This is a genomic window from Streptomyces chrestomyceticus JCM 4735 (assembly GCF_003865135.1).
Lineage (GTDB): Bacteria > Actinomycetota > Actinomycetes > Streptomycetales > Streptomycetaceae > Streptomyces > Streptomyces chrestomyceticus.
On record NZ_BHZC01000001.1, the window covers coordinates 1974319 to 1992554 of the forward strand.

An 18236-nucleotide genomic window follows, 5' to 3' on the forward strand; every position below is an offset into this window, starting at 1 on the left:
GGTTGTTCCCGCCGGTGAGGCGGGTACTGAGCGGGGTCGGCGGGCCGGTGGCCCGCCGGTGGAAGTGGGGTGGGGCCTCGGTGAGCTAACGGGCCCAGCCGGTGAGGCCCTGGTTGCCCGGGTCCGGGGCGCGGTCCGGCGGGCCGGCGCGCTCCCCGCCGTCGAGGGCGGTGGACACGGCCCGTACCAGCCAGGCGTTGACCGACAGGCCCTCCACGGCCGCGGCGCCCTCGGCGCGGACCTTGAGCTGGGCGGGGAGACGGAAGTTGATCCGCGCCACGGCCGCGTCGCCGTCCTCCGCGGACGGCGGTGGCGGCGGGGCCGCGCCGGGTGCCGTGACCGGCTCCCGCGCCTCCCGGAACGGCTCGGGCACCGGCGGCGCCGTCACCACGAACTCCGGGTCGAGGCCCCGCAGCCGTACGTCGACCGAGCCCGGCGCCAGTTCTCGCGTGACCTCGCCCATGGCGGCGGACAGCGCGTCGAGGAGGGTCAGGCGGGCGGCGGATTCCAGGGGCGCGGCGAGCCGCTCGGCGAGGGCGCGGGCGTCGTCGCCGCCGGTGTCCGCGGCGACAGCCAGCTCCTGTCGGAGGGTATCGACGTAGGGCGTCAGGTCCATGGCATCATCATGGCACATCGATGGTGCCATGGCGAGCCAGTTTGGCGCTCACTCTTCCGGAAAGGCTCTGACCAGCGGGTTCACTGGTGAATCGGTGCGCCATGGCGCCGCCTTGACCGGGGAGCCGCTCGCGATGGCGCCGCAGCGACGCCAGGGTGACACCACTTGGGCGGAGGGGACCCACCTCGCCACATCGCGGCCACTGCGCCAGCGGAACGCCGTTATGGCGCCATGGCGTCACCGGCTGACACCACCACTCCACCGACCGGACGCCGCCGGGCCTGCCGCGTACCCGGGCGGGCGCCCGGCCGCGGCCCGGACCCGGGCCCTTAAAGTCGGGTACGACCCATCGTGCCGACGGAAAGCACCCCCATGAAGGCCAGGACCAACGCGAACGCGCTGCTGCAACTGCGCGGCGTCAGCCGTCGCTACGGCGACCGGCAGGCACTGCGCCCGATCGACCTCGACGTGGCCGCCGGCAGTTGCACGGCCCTGTTCGGCCACAACGGGTCCGGCAAGTCCACCCTGCTGCGCATCGCGTGCGGCCGGGACGCGCCGACCACCGGCACGGCCCGGTTCGCGGGCCGCAAGGTGACCGAGGACGATCCGGAGGTACGGGCGCGGGTCGCGGTGGTCGGCGACAGCGTCGCCTGCTACCCGGACCTGACCGTCCGCGAACACCTCGAACTCGTCACCGTGGCGCACGCCGTGGACGACGCCCAGGCATGGATCGACCAGGTGCTCGCCGACCGACGGCTGGCCGGTCACGCCCACGCGCTGCCGGGTTCGCTCTCCTCCGGCCAGTTGCAGTCGCTGCTGCTGGCCGCCGCGCTGGTACGGCCGCGAGACCTGCTCGTCCTCGACGAACCCGAGCAGCGGCTGGACCCCGACGCCCGCGCGCGCCTGGCCGCCCTGCTGGCCGCCGAGAAGGCGGACGGCGTGGCCGTCCTGCTCGCCACGCACCAGGCGGAGCTGGCCCTGGAGGTCGCCGACCGCATGATCGCGCTGGAGGACGGCGAGGTCGTCGAAGAGGGCAGTCCGGCCGAGGTGCTGGAGAAGCTGGGCGTCCGCTCATGACCGCACGCGACACGGAACGCGCCACGGAAGAGAACGCGCGGACGGCGGTCCCCGGCCCCGTAGGGGACGAAACCGGGGAGGCGCCCGAGGAACACGCCGTCTGGACCGAGGCCGACGACGACCGCACCGCCGAGACCCTGCACTGGCTGCGCGCCAAGCGCCGCGCCCACCACCGCCAGCGCCGCCGCGACCGGGCCGTACTCGTCTACTGCGTCGTCCTCGCGGCCCTGGGGTACGGCAGCGGCTACGCCGTCCGCTTCCTGCGCGAACTGAAACTCGGCGCGGACCACGGCAGCCTCGGCGCCGATCTCCAGCGCACCCTGCCCGCCGCCTTCGTCGCCGTCACCCTCGGGCTGGCCGTACTCGCCTCGCGCGACGCGCTGTGGCGCGGGCCGGTCGTGGTGTCCGGGCCTTCCGTCGGCTGGCTCCTCGCCCAGCCCGTACGGCGCGGAGCGGTACTGCGCCCCAGCTTCCGGCTCTCCGCCGGACTGGCCGTGGGCGCGGGACTGCTGGTGGCGGCGGCCGCCGCCGTGGTCCTCCAGGTCACCGGCCAGACCTCCTTCGGCGGCGGGCTCCTGGCCCTGCTCCCGGCGGCGGTCTGTCTGCCGCTGCTGGCCGTCTCACTCGGCATGGCGGTGGAGCGCAGACCGCACCTGGCACCGTACGTACGGCGTGCGACCGCGCCCGCCGCCCTGCTGCTGGCCCTCGGCGCGGCCCAGGCCGCCCTGGCCGGCGCCGGCCACCGCTGGTCGCCCCTGGAACTGGCCGAGCTGTGGTCCGGCCCGTGGGGCTGGGCGGCGCAGCCGGTCGTGTCCGTGACGGGCGGAGCGGCGCACGGGTGGCCGGCCGCGACCGTGCTCCTCGTGGCCGTCACCGCCGCGGCCGTCCTGTACGCGCACCGGGACGCCGCGCACGTACCCAACGCCCAGTTGCGCAGCCGCGCGGCGACGGCCACGGCCGTCACGTCCGGGGTGTTCGCCCTGGAACTGCGGGCCGCGAAACTGGCTGTCCTGGAGGCCGGCGGCGACGAACCGAAGCGCCGGTTCCGCCTGCGGGCACCGCGGAACCGGCACCTCGTCGTCGTCTGGCGCGACCTGCTGGCCCTGCTGCGCGCGCCCGGAAGGCTGGGCCGCGCCGTCGCCTGGACGGCCGCTGCCGCCGCCGCGGCGGGACTCGGCGCGGCGACGGCGGGCGAGAAGCGCGTCCTCGGCCTGGCCGTAGGGCTGTTGTGCGGGTACGCGGCGGTCGGCGCCCTCGCCGAACCGGCCCGTCTGGAGACCGACAACGTACGGCGGGCGGCCTGGTCGCCGTTCCGGCTGCGGACGCTGATGCTGCATCACACGATCGTGCCCGCGGTGCTCGGCGCGCTGCTGGGCCTGCTCGCGGCCGTGCCGTACGCGCTGGCCGGCGCGGCGTGGACGCTCCTGCTCATGCCGCTGTGCGCACTGCCGTTCGCGGCGGCGGCGGTCTTCGGCGCGTGCCGCGGACCGGCCCGTACCGACCTGCTGTTCGTCGGTGGCGCCACGCCGATGGGCGGCCCGGGACCGTTCCTGTTCGCCGCGTGGTACGCCGCCGGACCGCTGGTGTCGGTCACCGGCCTCGTCCTCGTACTGAACGCGGCCCTCGGCCACGGCCTCGACGCCCGGTCCGTGTCCTCCGTGGCCGTCGTGGCGGCACTGCTCACGGCCGGTCTGCTGTTCTTCGTGACGCGCTCGGCGGACCGTCTCGTCAAGCACTGAATTCCCGCCGACGGAGCTGACGCGGGCGGTAAAGTCGCGTACATGAGCAACCACCGCGCGACCGGGCCCACGGGATTCGAGTAGCCCGCCAGGAAATACCTGGCGGTCGTTACCGACGGAGTCCCGTGGCACGTACCGCCCACCACGTTCCCCCTTCCCGCAGCCGGAATACGGACGCCCGCCCGCCGGGCGGCCCTTGGCATTCCGTGGTCGTCCGCGACCTCAGGTACAGCGCCCGCAGCCTGGCCGAAGCCGCGCGCGCGCCCGGGAGGCCACGGCCGCTGCCCGTCCGCCGCCAGGTGGACGTCCGCTCCTTTCCCCGGCACCAGCGGGACCGTTCCGTGGCCCGCTGGGCCGCCGTGGAGGAACGCCGGGCGCGCCAGCGGCTGCGGGCCCAGATCGGAATGCTGCTGCGTCGGGTGAATTCCCCCGGCGAGGAAGGCATGCTCGACCTCGCGGACACGGTGGACGTGCTGCCGGCGCGCCATCGACGGAATTCGCTCTGGCTCGCTTGAGGACCGATCAGGCCCGGCCATTCCCTGCGGCTACGCTGACCAGGGCAGTCGACAGCACGCAGGACTCGGGGGACGCCATGAACCGACCACTGCTGTTCCTCGACGTGGACGGGCCGCTCAACCCGTATGCGGCCAAGCCGCAGAGGCGTCCCGACGGCTACACCACGATCAGGGTGCCCCGCGACGGCGCCCAGGAGGAGAACCTGGGCCTGTCGTCCCGGCGGCGCCCCCTGCGGGTCTGGCTCAACCCGGAGCACGGGCAATTCCTGCTCCGGCTCGGGTTCCAGCTCTGCTGGGCCACCACCTGGATGGACAACGCCAACCGGTGGATAGCACCGGTGCTCGGCCTTCCCGAACTTCCCTTCGTCGACTTCGGCGACGTCTTGCTCCAGGAGCGTCCTGACGGCGTCCACTGGAAGACCGGCCCGCTGGTGAACTACGCCGACGGCCGCCCTTTCGCCTGGGTGGACGACGAACAGAGCGCGCTGGACCAGACGTATGTGACCGCCCACCACCGGGGGCCCGGACTGCTGCACCACGTCAATCCCCGGGTCGGCCTGCGGGAGAACGACTTCCGCACGCTCGCCGACTTCGCCCGGTCCCTGGACGCTCCCCAGGCCACCGGCTGAGCGAAAATCGGCTGCCGTGTGCCGGGGCACCTGCGACGGTACGTCCATGAACGCCATGGAGACCTGTCCCGTCGTCCGCCCGGCCGTGCCCGGCGACCTTCCCGTACTGCGTGACATCGAGCGGGCCGCCGGAGAGGCGTTCCGCACTGTGGGCATGGAGCGGATCGCGGACGACGAGCCGCCGTCGCTGCCGGAGTTGGCGCGCTACCAGGAGGCGGGGCGGGCGCTGGTCGCCTGCTCCGCACCGGGCGGCGCGCCGCTCGCGTACCTGCTCTGGGAGCCGGTCGACGGCTGCGCGCACATCGAGCAGGTGTCCGTCCATCCGGACGGCGCGCGCCGCGGGCTCGGCCGGGCGCTCATCGAGCGTGCTCGGCAGGACAGCGGGCTGCCGTCGGTCACCCTGACCACCTTCGCGGACGTGCCGTGGAACGCCCCGTACTACGCCCGGCTCGGCTTCCGTGTCCTGGACGACGCCGACCTCACGCAGGGCCTGCGCGCGATCCGTCGCCGGGAGGCGGAGCTGGGGCTGGACCGGTGGGAGCGGGTCTGCATGCGGCGGGACGGCTGACGCGAGCAGGGGTGGGTGACGCGGGAGGCCGGAGGGGCGGCGGTGGCCTGGTTGCGTGACGCGCGGGTGCGCCCCGGTTGCCCGGGGCTTCGGCCGACGGGGACCATCGCGGGATGAATCCACGTCAATCGGCCTCCTCGTCCGTCCCTGAGCCTGCCGCGACGAGCCTCGACGGCGGCGATGGCGACGGTGGCAACGATGCGTCCGGCAGGGCGGACAGGGCGACCCCGCGCCTCTCCCCCGCCCGGCGGGTCTGTGCCGTCGCCGCGGCGGGCTGCGTCGCCGTCCTCGTGCCGCTGCTCGGTACGGGACTCGTGGTCGACGAGTCGTACGAGATCCGATTACCCGGGGACGGGGCCACCGCGCTGCTGCGGGCGGTACTGCTGGCCACGCTGTGCGTACAGGTCGGCGAGCTGGCCGGGGTGCGGCTCGCGCGGCGTGTGCGGGGCGCGTCGGCCGCGTTGCCGCGGGGGTGGTCGAAGCGGGCCGCGTGGGTGGGAGCGGCGGCGGCCGTGGGGCAGTTGCTGCTGGTCGCGGGGAGCGGGTCGCCGCTGGCGGGGCTGTCGGGGCCGGCGCTGGTCGACGCGTACGCCACCCGGCCCGGCCTGCTGGCCCTCCTGGAGGCCAACGCGTTTCTGCTCGCCGCCCTGTGTGCGGCTTCCCGCCGTCCGGGGTGGGCCGGTGTTCCGCTGGCCGCCGTCGTCTTCGGCGAGGCGCTGCGGGCCCACCCCGAGGCGGACACACCGCTGGTCGGCGTCGCGCTCACCCTCGTCCATCTGACGTCGACCGCGCTGTGGGCGGGTGGTCTGCTGTACGTGCTGCGGACGCGGTGGTGCTGACGGCAGGAGGTGGCGGCGGGGCGGGAGTTGCTGCTGCGGTACGCCCGGCCGGCGGCGCTGCTGTTCGCCGCGATCACGGTCACCGGCGTGTGCAGCACCCTGCGCCGGCTGCCGCTCGCGGAGACGTTCGGCACGGCGTACGGCCGTGTCCTGCTGGCCAAGCTCGTGCTCGTCCTGGTGGTGGGCGGCCTGGCGCTGGCCGCCCGCAGGCGGTTGCGGCGGGAGGTGGCGCTGCCGGGGGCGGCGACCGGACCGGCCCGCGCGGAGGTGGCGGCGCTGGCCGCGGTGGTCGTGGTTTCCGCCGTGCTGACCGCCGTACCGCTGCCGCCCGCGCCGTGAGGCCCGTACCCGCCCGTATCGGCAGTGCGCCGGAACCGCCGCGCCCCTCGCGCGCGATAATGGCCGGATGTTCGATGCGAAGCGGCTGCGGGCCGTCTGCCTGGGCTTCAACGGGGCGGTCGAGGAGTTCCCGTTCCCCGGGAACCAGGAGGTGTGCACGTTCAAGGTCGGCGGGAAGATCTTCGCGTTGAGCAGCCTGGACGCCGGGCCGCTGAGCGTGAGTCTGAAGTGCGACCCCGACCTGGCGGAGCGGCTGCGGGCCGCGCACCCCGAGATCGTGCCGGGCTACCACCTCAACAAGCGGCACTGGAACACCGTCTCGCTGACGGGCGCGCTGGACGACCGGCTGGTCCTGGACATGATCGAGGACTCGTACGACCTCATCGTCGCGCGGCTGCCGCGGGCGCAGCAGCTCGTGCTGGACTGGCCGGGCCACGCCTGATCCCAGGGCGCGCGGCCCGGCCGTGCCTGCCGTGACGTCCGACCGTCACACCCGACCGTTACGCCGGTGCCGCTTCGACGGGACCGGACGGTTCCGGAGCGGCGGCCGGTCCGGCCGCGGCCTCCGTCTCCTGCGTCAGCCGCGCCGCCAGCCGCTCCCGCAGCTCGACCTTCCTGACCTTGCCGCTGACCGTCATCGGGAAGGCGTCGAGGACATGGACGTACCGCGGCACCTTGTAGTGCGCCAGGCGCGAGCGGCAGAAGCGGGCCAGCTCGTCGCGGGTGAGGCCGTCCGCGGAGTCGCGCAGGATGACGCAGGCGGCGATCTCCTCGCCGTACTTGGCGTCCGGGACGCCGACCACCTGCACGTCCGCGATCTTGGGGTGGGTGTAGAGGAACTCCTCGATCTCGCGCGGGTAGACGTTCTCCCCACCCCGGATGATCATGTCCTTGATGCGGCCGACGATCCGCAGATAGCCGTCGTCGTTCATCACCGCGAGATCGCCGGTGTGCATCCAGCGCTCCGCGTCGATCGCCTCGTCGGTGCGCTCCGGCTCCTCCCAGTAGCCCAGCATCACGCTGTAGCCGCGGGTGCACAGTTCGCCCGGCTCGCCGCGCGGTACCGTCGCGCCGGTCACCGGGTCCACCACCTTGACCTCGATGTGCGGCAGGACTCGGCCGACCGTGCCGGTGCGGTGCGCCAGGTCGTCGTCGCGCCGGGTCTGGGTGGAGACCGGTGAGGTCTCGGTCATGCCGTAGCAGATGGAGACCTCGCCCATGTGCATCTCGGAGACGACCCGCCGCATCACCTCCTCGGGGCACGGCGAGCCCGCCATGATGCCGGTGCGCAGCGACGACAGGTCGTACGAGGCGAAGTCCGGGTGGTCCAGTTCGGCGATGAACATCGTCGGTACGCCGTACAGGGAGGTGCAGCGCTCCTCCTGGACGGCCCGCAGGGTGTCCGCCGCGTCGAAGGCGGGGGCCGGGATGACGATGCAGGCGCCGTGCGAGGTGGCGCCGAGGTTGCCCATGACCATGCCGAAGCAGTGGTAGAAGGGCACCGGCAGACAGACCCGGTCGTGCTCGGTGTAGCCGACCGTCTCGCCCACCCAGAAGCCGTTGTTGAGGATGTTGTGGTGGGAGAGGGTGGCGCCCTTGGGGAAGCCGGTGGTGCCGGAGGTGTACTGGATGTTGACCGGGTCGTGCGGCGACAGTTCCTTCGCGCAGGCGGCGAGCTTCTCCCGCGGCACCCCGGCGCCGGCCGCCAGCAGGCCGTCCCAGGTGGGATCGTCGATGTAGACCACGTCCCGCAGGGCCCGGCTCTCGGCCCGTACCTGCTCGATCATCCGCCGGTAGTCGCTGCTCTTGTGCGCGACGGCGGAGACCAGCACGCTCATCCCGGCCTGCTTGAGCACATACGCCAATTCGTGCACACGGTAGGCGGGATTGATGTTGACCATGATGGCGCCGATGCGGGCGGTGGCGTACTGCACCAGCACCCACTCGGGGCAGTTGGGCGCCCAGATGCCGACCCGGTCGCCCTTGCGGACGCCCTTGGCGAGCAGGCCGAGCGCCACCTCGTCCACCGCGCGCCCCAGCTCCGCGTAGGTCCAGCGGCGCCCGCCCGCCACGTCCACCAGCGCCTCGCGGTCGCCGAACCGGCCGATCGTGCGGTCCAGGTCGGCGCCGATGGTGCGGTCGAGCAGCGGCCGGCCGGTCTCCCCCCGTGTGTACGCCTCCCGGCGCTGCTCGGCGCCGCTCTCCCGCGGTCCCGGCGGGTGGCTCGGCGGCCTGCTCATGTCGGTCATCGGTGGTCTTCCTCTCGGTACTCGGCGGCGCCGCCGCCCTCTTCGGCGGTGCGCTCGCGCAGCTCCACACGGCGGATCTTGCCGGAGACCGTCTTGGGCAGGTCGGCGAACTCCAGCCGCCGCACCCGCTTGTACGGGGCGAGCACCGCGCGGGAGTGCGCGAAGAGTTCGGCCGCGGTCTCCGGGCCAGGCTCCCAGCCGGCCGCCAGCACCACGTACGCCTTGGGTACGGCCAGCCGTACGGGGTCCGGCGCGGGCACCACGGCGGCCTCGGCGACCGCTTCGTGCTCCAGCAGTGCGCTCTCCAGCTCGAAGGGTGAGATCTTGTAGTCGGATGCTTTGAAGACGTCGTCCCGGCGCCCGATGTACGTGACGTAGCCATCGGCGTCCCGCGAGCCGATGTCACCGGTGCGGTAGTAGCCGCCGGCCATCGCCTCGGCGGTGCGTTCCGGGTCGCCGTGGTAGCCGGTGGTCAGGCCCACCGGCCGGGCGGACAGGTCGAGGGCGATCTCGCCCTCGTCGGCGGGCTCGCCGGTGACCGGGTCCAGCAGGACGACCTCGAAGCCGGGGGTGGGGCGGCCCATGGAGCCCGGTTTGAGGGGCTGGCCCGGGGTGTTGGCCACCTGGACGGCGGTCTCGGTCTGCCCAAAGCCGTCGCGGATGGTGACGCCCCACGCCTCCCGTACCCGTTCGATGATCTCCGGGTTGAGCGGTTCGCCGGCCGCGACGATCTCGCGCGGCGGGTTCTTCAGCGCGGTCAGGTCGGCCTGGATGAGCATCCGCCACACGGTCGGCGGGGCGCAGAAGCTGGTGACGCCGGCCCGGTCCATCTCGGCCGTCAGCCGGGCCGCGTCGAAGCGGGTGTAGTTGTGGATGAAGACGGTGGCCTCGGCGTTCCAGGGGGCGAAGAGATTGGACCAGGCGTGCTTGGCCCAACCGGGTGAGGAGATGTTCAGGTGGACGTCACCGGGTTTCAGGCCGATCCAGTACATCGTCGCCAAGTGGCCGACGGGGTAGGAGGTGTGGGTGTGCTCGACGAGCTTGGGGCGGGCTGTGGTGCCGGAGGTGAAGTAGAGCATCAGGGTGTCGTCGGCCCGGGTGGGGCCGGTGGGCTCGTACGTCTCGGGGGCGGTGTACGCGTCCTCGTAGGCGAGCCAGCCCGCGGCGGCCGTCGTGGCGTCCCCGCCGACCGCGATCCGGGTGTAGTCGCCGGGCACGCCGGCGAACTTGGCGGTGTCCGCGGCCCGTACGAGCACGTGCCGGGCCCGGCCCCGCTCGACGCGGTCGGCCAGGTCGAGCGGGCCGAGCAGCGGGGTGGCGGGGATGACGACGGCCCGCAGTTTCATCGCCGCGAGGGCGGTCTCCCACAGCTCGGCCTGGTTGCCGAGCATGACCACGATCCGGTCGCCGGCGCGTACGCCCTGTGCGGCCAGCCAGTTGGCGGCCCGGTTCGAGACGCGGCGCAGCTCGTCGAAGGTGCGGCGGGTGTGGGTACCGTCCTCCTCGACGATGTGCAGGGCGGTGCGGCCGTTGCCCTCGGCGATGCGGTCGAACCAGTCCAGCGCCCAGTTGAAGTACGCGGGGCGGGGCCAGGTGAAGCCCGCGCGGGCGGCGGCGTAGTCCTCGCGGTGGCGGAGGAGGAAGTCCCGCGCCGCGCGGAACTCGGCGGTCGGGTCCGAGGCCGCCGCCGCTCCCGTCACTTCCGTAACCCCCTTAACACCACCCATACCGCCCGTACCACCCGTCGCACCTGTCGTATCCGTGTCCGCCATGTGTCCTCCTCATTGCCGCACCGCCTACCGCCATCGTGTAATCAGTGACGCAGGTCTCACCACCCCCGAACGGGGGAAGCGGAGGTTTCGGCGTGCGGGTCGAATCGGAGTGCGGCGGGTCCGCCGACGTACGGGCGGCGCTGCTGCGGCTGCGGCGGACGAGCGGGCTGCCGGTGGCGTTCGGCGGTCTGCGGTACGGCACCGGCCGCTATCGCATCAGCGAGCTGACGGGCGCCAGAACCGCCGCGCTGCACGGCCTGGCCGTCCGGCACGGCAACGGCCTGGGCGGCAAGGCGGCCGTGCTCACCCGCCCCTTCGCCGTGACCGACTACCACGCGTCCGCCGTCATCAGCCACGAGTACGACGCCGCCGTGGCGGCCGAGGGTCTGTATTCCGTGCTCGCGGTGCCGGTCGTCGTACGGCGGCGGGTGCGCGGGGTGCTGTACGGGGCGCTGCGCCGTCCCGTACAGCTCGGTGACCGCCCGCTGTCCGCCGCGATGGAGGCGGCCCGCGAACTGGAGCAGGCCCTGCTGCTCCAGGACGAGGCGCAGCGGCTGCTGTCGGTCGCCCGGCAGCCCGCGGCCGCCGATCCGGCGGCCTGGGAGGAGGTCCGGGAGGCGCACGGCGACCTGCGGGCCCTGGCACAGCGCGTCGCGGACCCGGTGCTGCGGCACGAGCTGCTGGCGGCGTGCGGACGGCTGGCGGCGGCGTCCGCTCCCGGGCGCGGCCGTACGGGCGACGGGCCCGGCCGGACGGCGGGCGGACCCGGCCGGCTGGACGGCCCGGTGCTGGCGCCGCGTGAGGTGGACGTCCTGGCGTACGTGGCCTCCGGCGCGACCAACGCGGCGACGGCGGACCGGCTGGGGCTGCGCCCGGAGACGGTCAAGAGCTACCTGCGGTCCGCCATGCGCAAGCTGGGGGTGCACTCGCGGCTCCAGGCGGTGGTGGCGGCGCGGCGGGCGGGGCTGCTGCCGTGAGCGGGACGGGCCGTTCCGTCATTTCCGGTGAGCCGCCGTATGCGCTGGCGGGAATCCGGAGGTTATCGGCAGTTTCGCCGCTGTCGGCCCGAAGATCGCCGGTCATAACCTCGGGGCGTCAACCGCCGACGAGAAAGCTGGCCCCATGTCCGACACGGCGAAGAAAAACCCTTCCCATCCCGCGGCCCTGCCCACGGAAATAGCCGGTGTGCGCTTCCCCGACAGTGAACTCGCACGGAACACCGCGGCATTCGTACGGCGCGTGTCCTCCGCGTCGCTCTACAACCACGTCATACGGACGTATCTGTTCGGCTCCCTGCTCCTCGACCGACGCGGCGTCACCTACGACCGTGAACTGGCCTTCGTCGCCTCGGCCCTGCACGATCTCGGGCTGGTGGACGCGTACCGGTCACCGGACGAGCGGTTCGAGGTCGACGGTGCCGACGCCGCGCGGCGGTTCCTGCGGGAACAGCACATGCCGGCCGAACGGGTGGAGGTCGTCTGGGACGCGATCGCCCTGCACACGACCGTCGGTGTCGCGACACGGAAAAGCCCGGAGATCGCCATGGTCTCCGAGGGTTCGGGCCTCGATTTCACCGGGAACGGCTTACAGCAGATTCCGTCCGACGTTCTCGGGGAGATACTCGCCGCCTGTCCCAGGGAGCATTTCAAGCGGGAAGTGATGGACAACATCCTGTCGCTGTGCCGCACCAAACCCATGTCGGTACTGATGCACCCCTTCGCCGAGGTCGGCCGCCGTCACCTCCCCGGTTTCCCGGTACCCACCGCGGAGGATCTGGTGCTGGCCGCGCCGTTCGAGGAGTGACGGGCCCCCGCCGGGGCACGGCACGAGGACGGGGCCCGGGAGCCCCGTCCTCGGCCGACGGCAGGTCAGGCCCGGCCGTTCACCGGTGGTGCGGCTGGTAGTACGAGCCGAGCTGCTCGTGGTAGTCCGGGTTGCCGAGGTGCTTCTCCTTGTCGAACTCCGGGGAGTTCTTGATCTCTTCCTTGGTGCGGGAGACGTAGATCTTGCGCTCGTCGGTGTCCACGGACGCGATGACGCCGGCCGGCAGCAGGACGTGCTTGCCGAAGATCCAGACTCCGGTGTCCACCACGATCCAGGCGGAGCCCACTTCGTCGGAGTGCTTGTCGACCTTGCCGATACTGCCGTCCGTGGCCTCGACCTTGTAGCCCACGAGGTCCGTGCCGGCGGTGTGGCCGGCGCCGGCCGGGTAGCCCCAGATGTCGGTCATGGAACGCTCCTTCGCACGATCGGGTCTCGGAACACGGCGCCGGGTGCCCGGCCGTACCGCACCCAAACGGCGGAGGCGGTACGGCGCGCCGCTTCCGGCCACCGGGCCCGCACCCAGCGGTTCCCGGCCGTTCCCGGTCCTCAGGAGCCTTCACCGGCGAACGGCAGGTACTCCGTCTCCAGCGCGGCGTCCAGCAGCCGGGCCGCGCCGGGCGTGCGTTCCTCGACCAGTCCGGCGTGGACCAGCCGGCGCAGCCGGACGCCGCCGAGGTAGCAGGCCGACAGGTCCCGTACGTCCAGGGCCAGGTCGGCCGGGTCGCCGGTGGGTGCGTAGGTGGCGCCGGACGGGTCGGCGGTCAGCCGGAAGCGGCCGGCGTTGGCGGGCAGGGAGGCGTCGCGCACCTCCAGTACGAGGTCGACGGGCGCGGCCCAGGAGCGGGCGGTCAGGGCCCGTGCCACGTCCACCAGCCGGAGCCACATCGCGGGCCACTGGCCGGTGACGCGTACCTGGTCCCGGTCGGCGGCGAAGTGCAGCAGCGGGTCGTCGGGGGCGACCGCCCAGACCTGTACCTTGCGCGTCAGGTCGATGGAGGCGAGGTAGGACCAGAGGGCGGCGGCGGCCGGCGCGTCGTCCGCCTCCAGTTCCTCGACGGTGACGGTGCCCTTCTCCCCCACCCGGTAGACGGCGTATCCGGCGGCGGGTGCGTCCTTGTCGCCGAGGACGACGACGCGCGCCGGGCCGTCCTTCACGTCGTCCCCGTCTTCGTCGTCGGGGCGCAGCGCGCGCCGCCACCACGCCTCGTCGCGGGAGAGCCGTCCGCCGCGCCTCGCCCGGCCCGTCTCGTACAGCGGCGCGAGTACGGCGACGGCGTCCGCCGGGGCGAGCAGCCGCAGCGGGCGCCGGTCGGGCGTGATGCGCAGGTCCAGGGGCCGGGTGGTGTTGATCTCGACGTGGTACGCCTCGGTGGCGGGGCCGAAGCCGAAGCGGCCGTAAATCGCTTCCTCCGACGCCCACAGACAGGCCAGCGGCCGGTTGTCGGCGGCGCAGCGGCGCCAGAGTTCGCTCATCATGCCGGTGAGCACGCCGCGCCGCCGGTGGGTGGGCGCGACCGAGACGAAGTCCAGTTCGGCGGCGGGCAGTTCGCCGCCCGGTACGGAGAGGCCCAGGCGGTGTGCCGCGGCGAAGCCGACGATCTCCTCGTCGTCGTACGCGCCCACCCGCTCGGCGTTCAGCAGCAGTTCGCGCTGGCGCTTGCGGGTGGCGTCGCCGGCCGTCACGTGGAAGGCGAGGTGTGCGAGGTCGAGGGCCCGGTCGACGTGGGCTTCGGGGATGTCCCGTATGTCCGTGGTCACCTGAGGGACGGTAACGCCGGGCCCCGCGCGCCGTCACCCGTTTTTACGCGACGGCCCGCCCGGCCCCGAGAAGAAGTCCCGCACCCGGTGGCGCCGCCCGTTCCGCCCTCGGTCGCCGTAGTCCGCGCCGTACGGCTCGGCGTAGCCCTCCTCGCCGCCGTCCGGGTTGTTCAGGACGGTCCAGCTCACGGCGGACACCGCGGGCTCCAGCGACAGTCGGCTGACCGCCTCTTCGAGGAGGCTGTCGTCGCGCCGCTCGGTGGTCAGCTCGGCGGCGACGGTGACCTTCGGCGGCGTCCCCTCGTCCGGCCGGGCGGCGCCTTCGTCACGGCTGTGCACCGCCCTCAGCCGGAAGCCGGACCGGGTGACAGCCTGCACGACCAGCGTCCTGATGTGCGCTTCCTCGGTTTCGAGGCACACCGCCTCGAAGTAGTAGTCCGTCGAGACCTCCGCGCCACCGCCCGGCTCCCGGTCCATCCGCCGGCCGAGCGGCCGCAGCACCAGGTTCGCGCCGACCACCCCGGCCGTGCCGAGCGCCGCGACCACGTACAGCCCGGTGCCCGCCAGGGCGCCGACCGCGGCCGAGCACCACAGCGTGGCGGCGGTGTTCAGGCCGCGGACGCTCAGTCCGTCGCGCATGATGACGCCGGCGCCGAGGAAGCCGATGCCGGAGACGATCTGTGCGGCGACCCGCGATCCGTCGTAGCCGGTGGTGCTGGTCGCGGCCGCGAAGCCGTACTGGGACAGCAGGACGAACAGCGCGGCGCCGGCGGCGACCAGCGCGTTGGTGCGCAGCCCCGCCATCCGGGCGCGCCACTGCCGTTCGAGGCCGATGACCGCGCCGAATCCCAGGCCGGCGGCGATGTTGCCGGCAAGCTGCCACTCGTTCACCATGATCGCGCTCCTCCTCCGTGCGCCGGTGCGGGGCCGCCCGGAGGCGGCCCCTTGCACTGCCGGCTTTCGCTGTCGGCCTTCTCCATCGGCGGTTCACAGCCAGGTGTTGAACCGGCGGATGTACCAGGTCTTCACCCCCTGGGTCAGCAGGCAGTACGCCAGCAGCGTCCCGGCCAGCCACGGGAAGTAGCTCAGCGGCAGCGCCGTCAGGCCGAGGGCCGGGGCCAGCGGCGAGAACGGCAGGGCGATGCCGAACGCCATGACCAGGGCCGTCATCACCAGCACCGGCCAGGTGGCCCGGGACCGTACGAACGGGATCTTGCGGGTGCGCAGCATGTGCACCACGAGCGTCTGCGTCAGCAGCCCCTCGACGAACCACCCGGACTGGAACAGCGCCTGGTGCGCCTCGCTGTCCGCCCCGAAGACGTGCCACATCAGCAGGAAGGTGGTGATGTCGAAGACCGAGCTGGTCGGGCCGAGGAAGAGCATGAAGCGTCCGAGGCCCCGGGCGTCCCAGGTCCGCGGCTTGCGCACGTACTCCTCGTCCATCCGGTCCCAGGGCGTGGCGAGCTGCGAGATGTCGTAGCAGAGGTTCTGGACGAGCAACTGGGTGGCCAGCATCGGCTCGAACGGCAGGAAGGCGGAGGCGGCCAGCACCGAGAAGACGTTCCCGAAGTTCGAGGAGGCCGTCATCTTGATGTACTTGATGGTGTTGCCGAAGGTACGGCGCCCCTGGAGGACGCCCTGTCCGAGGACGGTCAGGTCCTTCTCCAGCAGGATGATGTCGGCGGATTCCTTGGCGATGTCGACGGCGGTGTCGACCGAGACGCCGACGTCCGCCTCGCGCAGCGCCGCGGCGTCGTTGATGCCGTCGCCGAGGAAGCCGACGGTGTGCCCGGCACCTTGGAGAGCACGGACGATCCGGGCCTTCTGTACGGGGTTGACCTTGGCGAACACGGTCGTCGTACGGACCAGGGCGGCCAGCTCCGGCTCGTCGAGCAGATCGAGGTACGGCCCGGTGACGACGGTGCCCGCCTCGATACCGACGTCGGCGCACACCCGCGCCGCGACCAGCTCGTTGTCGCCGGTGACGACCTTGACGGCGATACCGCTGCCGGCCAGCGCCCGCAGGGCCTCGGCGGCGTCCCGCTTCGGCGGGTCGAGGAAGGCCAGGAAGCCGCGCAGGGTCAGCTCCTCCTCGTCGGCGACGCCGTACGTCTCGCGGGTGGCGGGCAGCGTACGGGTCGCCACCGCCAGGACCCGCAGGCCCTGCCGGTTGTGGTTCTCCGCGGTCAGGGCGACCTGCCGGCGCAGGACGTCCGTCAGCTCCACCCGCTGTCCGCCGTCGGTGACATGGGTGCACAGGGCGAGGACCTCCTCCACCGCGCCCTTGGTGACGAGGAGGTGTTCGGCGGCCGGTCCTTCGAGGTCGTTGCGCCGCAGCACCACCGACATCCGGCGCCGCGCGAAGTCGAAGGGGACCTCGTCGACCAGCGTGAACCGCGCGTCGACGACCACCTCCTCGGCATCGTGCATCCGGTCGACGACGGCCTGGTCCATGAGGTTGCGCAGCCCCGTCTGGAAGTGGCTGTTGAGGTAGGCGTACTCCAGTACCTCGCCGTCCTCGTGGCCGTGTACGTCGAGGTAGCGGTCCAGGACGACGCGGTCCTCGGTCAGGGTGCCGGTCTTGTCCGTGCACAGCACGTCCATCGCGCCGAGGTTCTGGATGGCGTTCAGGCGCTTGACCACGACCTTGTGCTTCGCCATGGCGACCGCGCCGCGCGCCAGGTTGGTGGTGACCACCATCGGCAGCATCTCGGGCGTCAGGCCCACCGCGACGGCCACCGCGAAGGCCAACGCATCGGCCCAGTCGCCCTTGGTGAGGCCGTTGACGGCGAACACCAGCGGCACCATCACCAGCATGAAGCGGATCATCAGGAAGCTGACCTTCTTCACCCCGGCGTCGAAGCTGGTCTCCGGGCGCTCGCCGGCCAGCGAACCGGCCATCGACCCGAAGTAGGTGTCCCGCCCGGTGGCGACGGCCACGCCGGTCGCGGTGCCGGAGGTGACGGAGGTGCCCGCCAGCGCCAGGTTGTCCGCCTCCACCGGGTCGGCGGTCGTGTGCTGACCGTGGTCCTCGGCCCGGGTGTCGGCCTTGGCGACGGGCAGCGACTCGCCGGTGAGCGCGGCCTGGGCGATCATGAGGTCCTTGGCGGTCAGCAGCCGCAGGTCGGCCGGTACGAGGTCACCGGCGGCCAGCACGACGACATCGCCGCGTACAACGTCCGCCACCGGTATCTCCACGGTGGCCGGCGCCTCCGTACGGGCGGGCCGGCGCTGTACGGCGGTGGTCGTGGTGACCAGGGCGCGCAGCGCGGCGGCCGAGCTGCCCGAGCGGTACTCCTGCCAGAACCGCAGCAGTGCGCTGATCAGCACCATCGCGCCGAGGGTCGGGATCTTCGGGTCGAAGGGCTCCGTGTCGGCGGCCTGGAGCCACTGCACGAGCATGACGGCGTCCAGGCCCGCGAGCACCAGGATGAACGGGTTCCAGAACGCCTTCGCCAGTTGCACGTACCAGCGCGGCGGGCGCTCGTGCTCGACGACGTTGAGGCCGTCGCGCTCCAGGCGGGCCTCGGCGTTCTCCTGGAGCAGGCCGTCGCGTCCGGTGTGCAGGTCCTGGAGGACCCGGGACGCCGGGCGCGCGCTGACAGCGGCCAGGTGCTCGCCGACGGCGCGGGTGCGGGCAGCCAGTTCGGCGGCCTTCCGCTCCCGGCGGCGCATGCGGCGGCCCGGCGGATCGAGCTTCTCGGGGGTGAGCAGGTCGGTCATGGCAAAACCTCCATCCGTACGGGGGCGCGGCGGCATCGGGCATGACGGCATGCGGGCATGACGGCACGGCCCGGTGGCGCGGGACCCCGGCACAGGGAATTGCGGTTATCGGTGAGGGAAAATCACGGGAAAGGGAAAAGAGCGCACGCACGCCAAAAAGCACCACGGCACAGCCGTACGCATTTCCGCGCACGGCGCGTGGTGCGCGGCACACGGAAAAGGGAACGAATATACGGACCGCGGAGAGGAGGCAGCCGGGGGCAGCCCGCACGGGCGGCCGCCGTCATCGCCACGCTCGGCGGTTTCCGGCAGCGGACAACCCGGCAGTTCTCAGCGGGGGTGGCACACAGCGCGGCGATACACCGGGCCTAACGGGACGCCGGTGTCAGCTCACGGGGAAATCAGCAGTCAGCACACTGCAACGCTGCTGCAAGGACTTCCTTCGGGACTCATCCCGATCACCTCCTTGCTCGCGCGGAACACAAACCTGGGCGCCGTGCGTTCCGGCACCCTCACCACCGAATAATGCCATACCCGGCCCGCTACCTCTCCCCTTTCGGCCAAGAATTCGCCGAGCGCCGCTGTGAT

Annotated in this window: 17 protein-coding genes; 10 read left to right on the forward strand and 7 right to left on the reverse strand. The window is 72.7% G+C overall.

The genetic code is table 11. The annotated features are described in order from the left end of the window. Nucleotides 1-85: 85 nt before the first annotated feature. Nucleotides 86-616, reverse strand: coding sequence for a hypothetical protein (locus EJG53_RS08140; RefSeq protein ID WP_125044290.1), 531 nt, complete (start codon nt 614-616; stop codon nt 86-88). Nucleotides 617-988: 372 nt separating this feature from the next. Here EJG53_RS08140 and EJG53_RS08145 point away from each other — a divergent pair, with 372 nt between their 5' ends. The 8 genes from EJG53_RS08145 to EJG53_RS08175 all read left to right on the forward strand — a co-directional run bounded on the left by EJG53_RS08145 (nt 989) and on the right by EJG53_RS08175 (nt 6764). Beyond that, nucleotides 989-1693 (forward strand): ATP-binding cassette domain-containing protein, encoded by a 705-nt coding sequence (locus EJG53_RS08145; protein WP_125044291.1) that lies wholly within the window; start codon nt 989-991, stop codon nt 1691-1693. Continuing rightward, complete coding sequence (locus EJG53_RS08150) at nt 1690-3432, forward strand: DUF6297 family protein (RefSeq protein WP_125044292.1); 1743 nt, start codon at nt 1690-1692, stop codon at nt 3430-3432. The genes EJG53_RS08145 and EJG53_RS08150 overlap by 4 nt, the downstream gene beginning before the upstream one ends. Nucleotides 3433-3557: 125 nt before the next feature. Continuing rightward, nucleotides 3558-3947 carry a hypothetical protein gene (locus EJG53_RS08155; RefSeq protein ID WP_244955038.1) on the forward strand — a complete coding sequence of 130 codons (390 nt, stop codon included), beginning with the start codon at nt 3558-3560 and terminating at the stop codon, nt 3945-3947. A gap of 77 nt (nt 3948-4024) precedes the next feature. Then, nucleotides 4025-4576, forward strand: coding sequence for a hypothetical protein (locus EJG53_RS08160; protein WP_125044293.1), 552 nt, complete (start codon nt 4025-4027; stop codon nt 4574-4576). A gap of 46 nt (nt 4577-4622) precedes the next feature. Further along, on the forward strand, nt 4623-5144 hold the full coding sequence (locus EJG53_RS08165; protein ID WP_244955039.1) for a GNAT family N-acetyltransferase: 522 nt from the start codon (nt 4623-4625) through the stop codon (nt 5142-5144). Between the two features lie 113 nt (nt 5145-5257). Further along, the gene (locus EJG53_RS08170; RefSeq protein ID WP_244955040.1) at nt 5258-5983 is read left to right on the forward strand and encodes a hypothetical protein; all 726 of its coding nucleotides are present in this window, start codon (nt 5258-5260) and stop codon (nt 5981-5983) included. Nucleotides 5984-5992: 9 nt separating this feature from the next. Further along, nucleotides 5993-6322, forward strand: coding sequence for a CopD family protein (locus tag EJG53_RS42300; protein WP_244955041.1), 330 nt, complete (start codon nt 5993-5995; stop codon nt 6320-6322). A gap of 67 nt (nt 6323-6389) precedes the next feature. After that, on the forward strand, nt 6390-6764 hold the full coding sequence (locus EJG53_RS08175) for an MmcQ/YjbR family DNA-binding protein (RefSeq protein WP_125044294.1): 375 nt from the start codon (nt 6390-6392) through the stop codon (nt 6762-6764). A gap of 58 nt (nt 6765-6822) precedes the next feature. On the opposite strand, the gene EJG53_RS08180 is transcribed toward EJG53_RS08175, so the two are convergent. After that, nucleotides 6823-8571 carry an AMP-binding protein gene (locus tag EJG53_RS08180; RefSeq protein ID WP_125044295.1) on the reverse strand — a complete coding sequence of 583 codons (1749 nt, stop codon included), beginning with the start codon at nt 8569-8571 and terminating at the stop codon, nt 6823-6825. Continuing rightward, entirely contained in the window at nt 8568-10298 is a 1731-nt protein-coding gene (locus EJG53_RS08185) for an AMP-binding protein (RefSeq protein WP_125044296.1), read from the reverse strand. The genes EJG53_RS08180 and EJG53_RS08185 overlap by 4 nt, the downstream gene beginning before the upstream one ends. A gap of 137 nt (nt 10299-10435) precedes the next feature. On the opposite strand from EJG53_RS08185, the gene EJG53_RS08190 reads away from it, so the two are divergent. Then, on the forward strand, nt 10436-11320 hold the full coding sequence (locus tag EJG53_RS08190) for a helix-turn-helix domain-containing protein (protein WP_125044297.1): 885 nt from the start codon (nt 10436-10438) through the stop codon (nt 11318-11320). Between the two features lie 145 nt (nt 11321-11465). Then, nucleotides 11466-12146, forward strand: a complete 681-nt coding sequence (locus EJG53_RS08195; RefSeq protein ID WP_125044298.1) for an HD domain-containing protein — start codon at nt 11466-11468, stop codon at nt 12144-12146. A gap of 79 nt (nt 12147-12225) precedes the next feature. On the opposite strand, the gene EJG53_RS08200 is transcribed toward EJG53_RS08195, so the two are convergent. From EJG53_RS08200 to mgtA, 4 genes are all read right to left on the reverse strand, one after another. After that, on the reverse strand, nt 12226-12573 hold the full coding sequence (locus EJG53_RS08200; RefSeq protein ID WP_125044299.1) for a PRC-barrel domain-containing protein: 348 nt from the start codon (nt 12571-12573) through the stop codon (nt 12226-12228). Nucleotides 12574-12713: 140 nt separating this feature from the next. Next, on the reverse strand, nt 12714-13925 hold the full coding sequence (locus EJG53_RS08205) for a GNAT family N-acetyltransferase (RefSeq protein ID WP_125044300.1): 1212 nt from the start codon (nt 13923-13925) through the stop codon (nt 12714-12716). A gap of 33 nt (nt 13926-13958) precedes the next feature. Beyond that, a complete protein-coding gene (locus EJG53_RS08210) occupies nt 13959-14819 on the reverse strand; it encodes an MgtC/SapB family protein (RefSeq protein ID WP_244955042.1) in 861 nt (286 codons plus the stop codon). 93 nt (nt 14820-14912) lie between these two features. Further along, nucleotides 14913-17648 carry a magnesium-translocating P-type ATPase gene (mgtA, locus tag EJG53_RS08215; RefSeq protein WP_125044301.1) on the reverse strand — a complete coding sequence of 912 codons (2736 nt, stop codon included), beginning with the start codon at nt 17646-17648 and terminating at the stop codon, nt 14913-14915. Between the last annotated feature and the right edge of the window lie 588 nt (nt 17649-18236).

Bases quoted from the DNA above. Each gene is read 5' to 3' on its own strand.
- EJG53_RS08145 (WP_125044291.1), top strand. From the start codon at position 989: ATGAAGGCCAGGACCAACGCGAACGCGCTGCTGCAACTGCGCGGCGTC.
- EJG53_RS08200 (WP_125044299.1), bottom strand. From the start codon at position 12,573: ATGACCGACATCTGGGGCTACCCGGCCGGCGCCGGCCACACCGCCGGC.
- EJG53_RS08185 (WP_125044296.1), bottom strand. From the start codon at position 10,298: ATGGGTGGTGTTAAGGGGGTTACGGAAGTGACGGGAGCGGCGGCGGCC.
- EJG53_RS08175 (WP_125044294.1), top strand. From the start codon at position 6,390: ATGTTCGATGCGAAGCGGCTGCGGGCCGTCTGCCTGGGCTTCAACGGG.
- mgtA (WP_125044301.1), bottom strand. From the start codon at position 17,648: ATGACCGACCTGCTCACCCCCGAGAAGCTCGATCCGCCGGGCCGCCGC.
- EJG53_RS08210 (WP_244955042.1), bottom strand. From the start codon at position 14,819: ATGGTGAACGAGTGGCAGCTTGCCGGCAACATCGCCGCCGGCCTGGGA.
- EJG53_RS08160 (WP_125044293.1), top strand. From the start codon at position 4,025: ATGAACCGACCACTGCTGTTCCTCGACGTGGACGGGCCGCTCAACCCG.
- EJG53_RS08150 (WP_125044292.1), top strand. From the start codon at position 1,690: ATGACCGCACGCGACACGGAACGCGCCACGGAAGAGAACGCGCGGACG.
- EJG53_RS08195 (WP_125044298.1), top strand. From the start codon at position 11,466: ATGTCCGACACGGCGAAGAAAAACCCTTCCCATCCCGCGGCCCTGCCC.
- EJG53_RS08170 (WP_244955040.1), top strand. From the start codon at position 5,258: ATGAATCCACGTCAATCGGCCTCCTCGTCCGTCCCTGAGCCTGCCGCG.
- EJG53_RS08180 (WP_125044295.1), bottom strand. From the start codon at position 8,571: ATGACCGACATGAGCAGGCCGCCGAGCCACCCGCCGGGACCGCGGGAG.
- EJG53_RS08165 (WP_244955039.1), top strand. From the start codon at position 4,623: ATGAACGCCATGGAGACCTGTCCCGTCGTCCGCCCGGCCGTGCCCGGC.
- EJG53_RS08140 (WP_125044290.1), bottom strand. From the start codon at position 616: ATGGACCTGACGCCCTACGTCGATACCCTCCGACAGGAGCTGGCTGTC.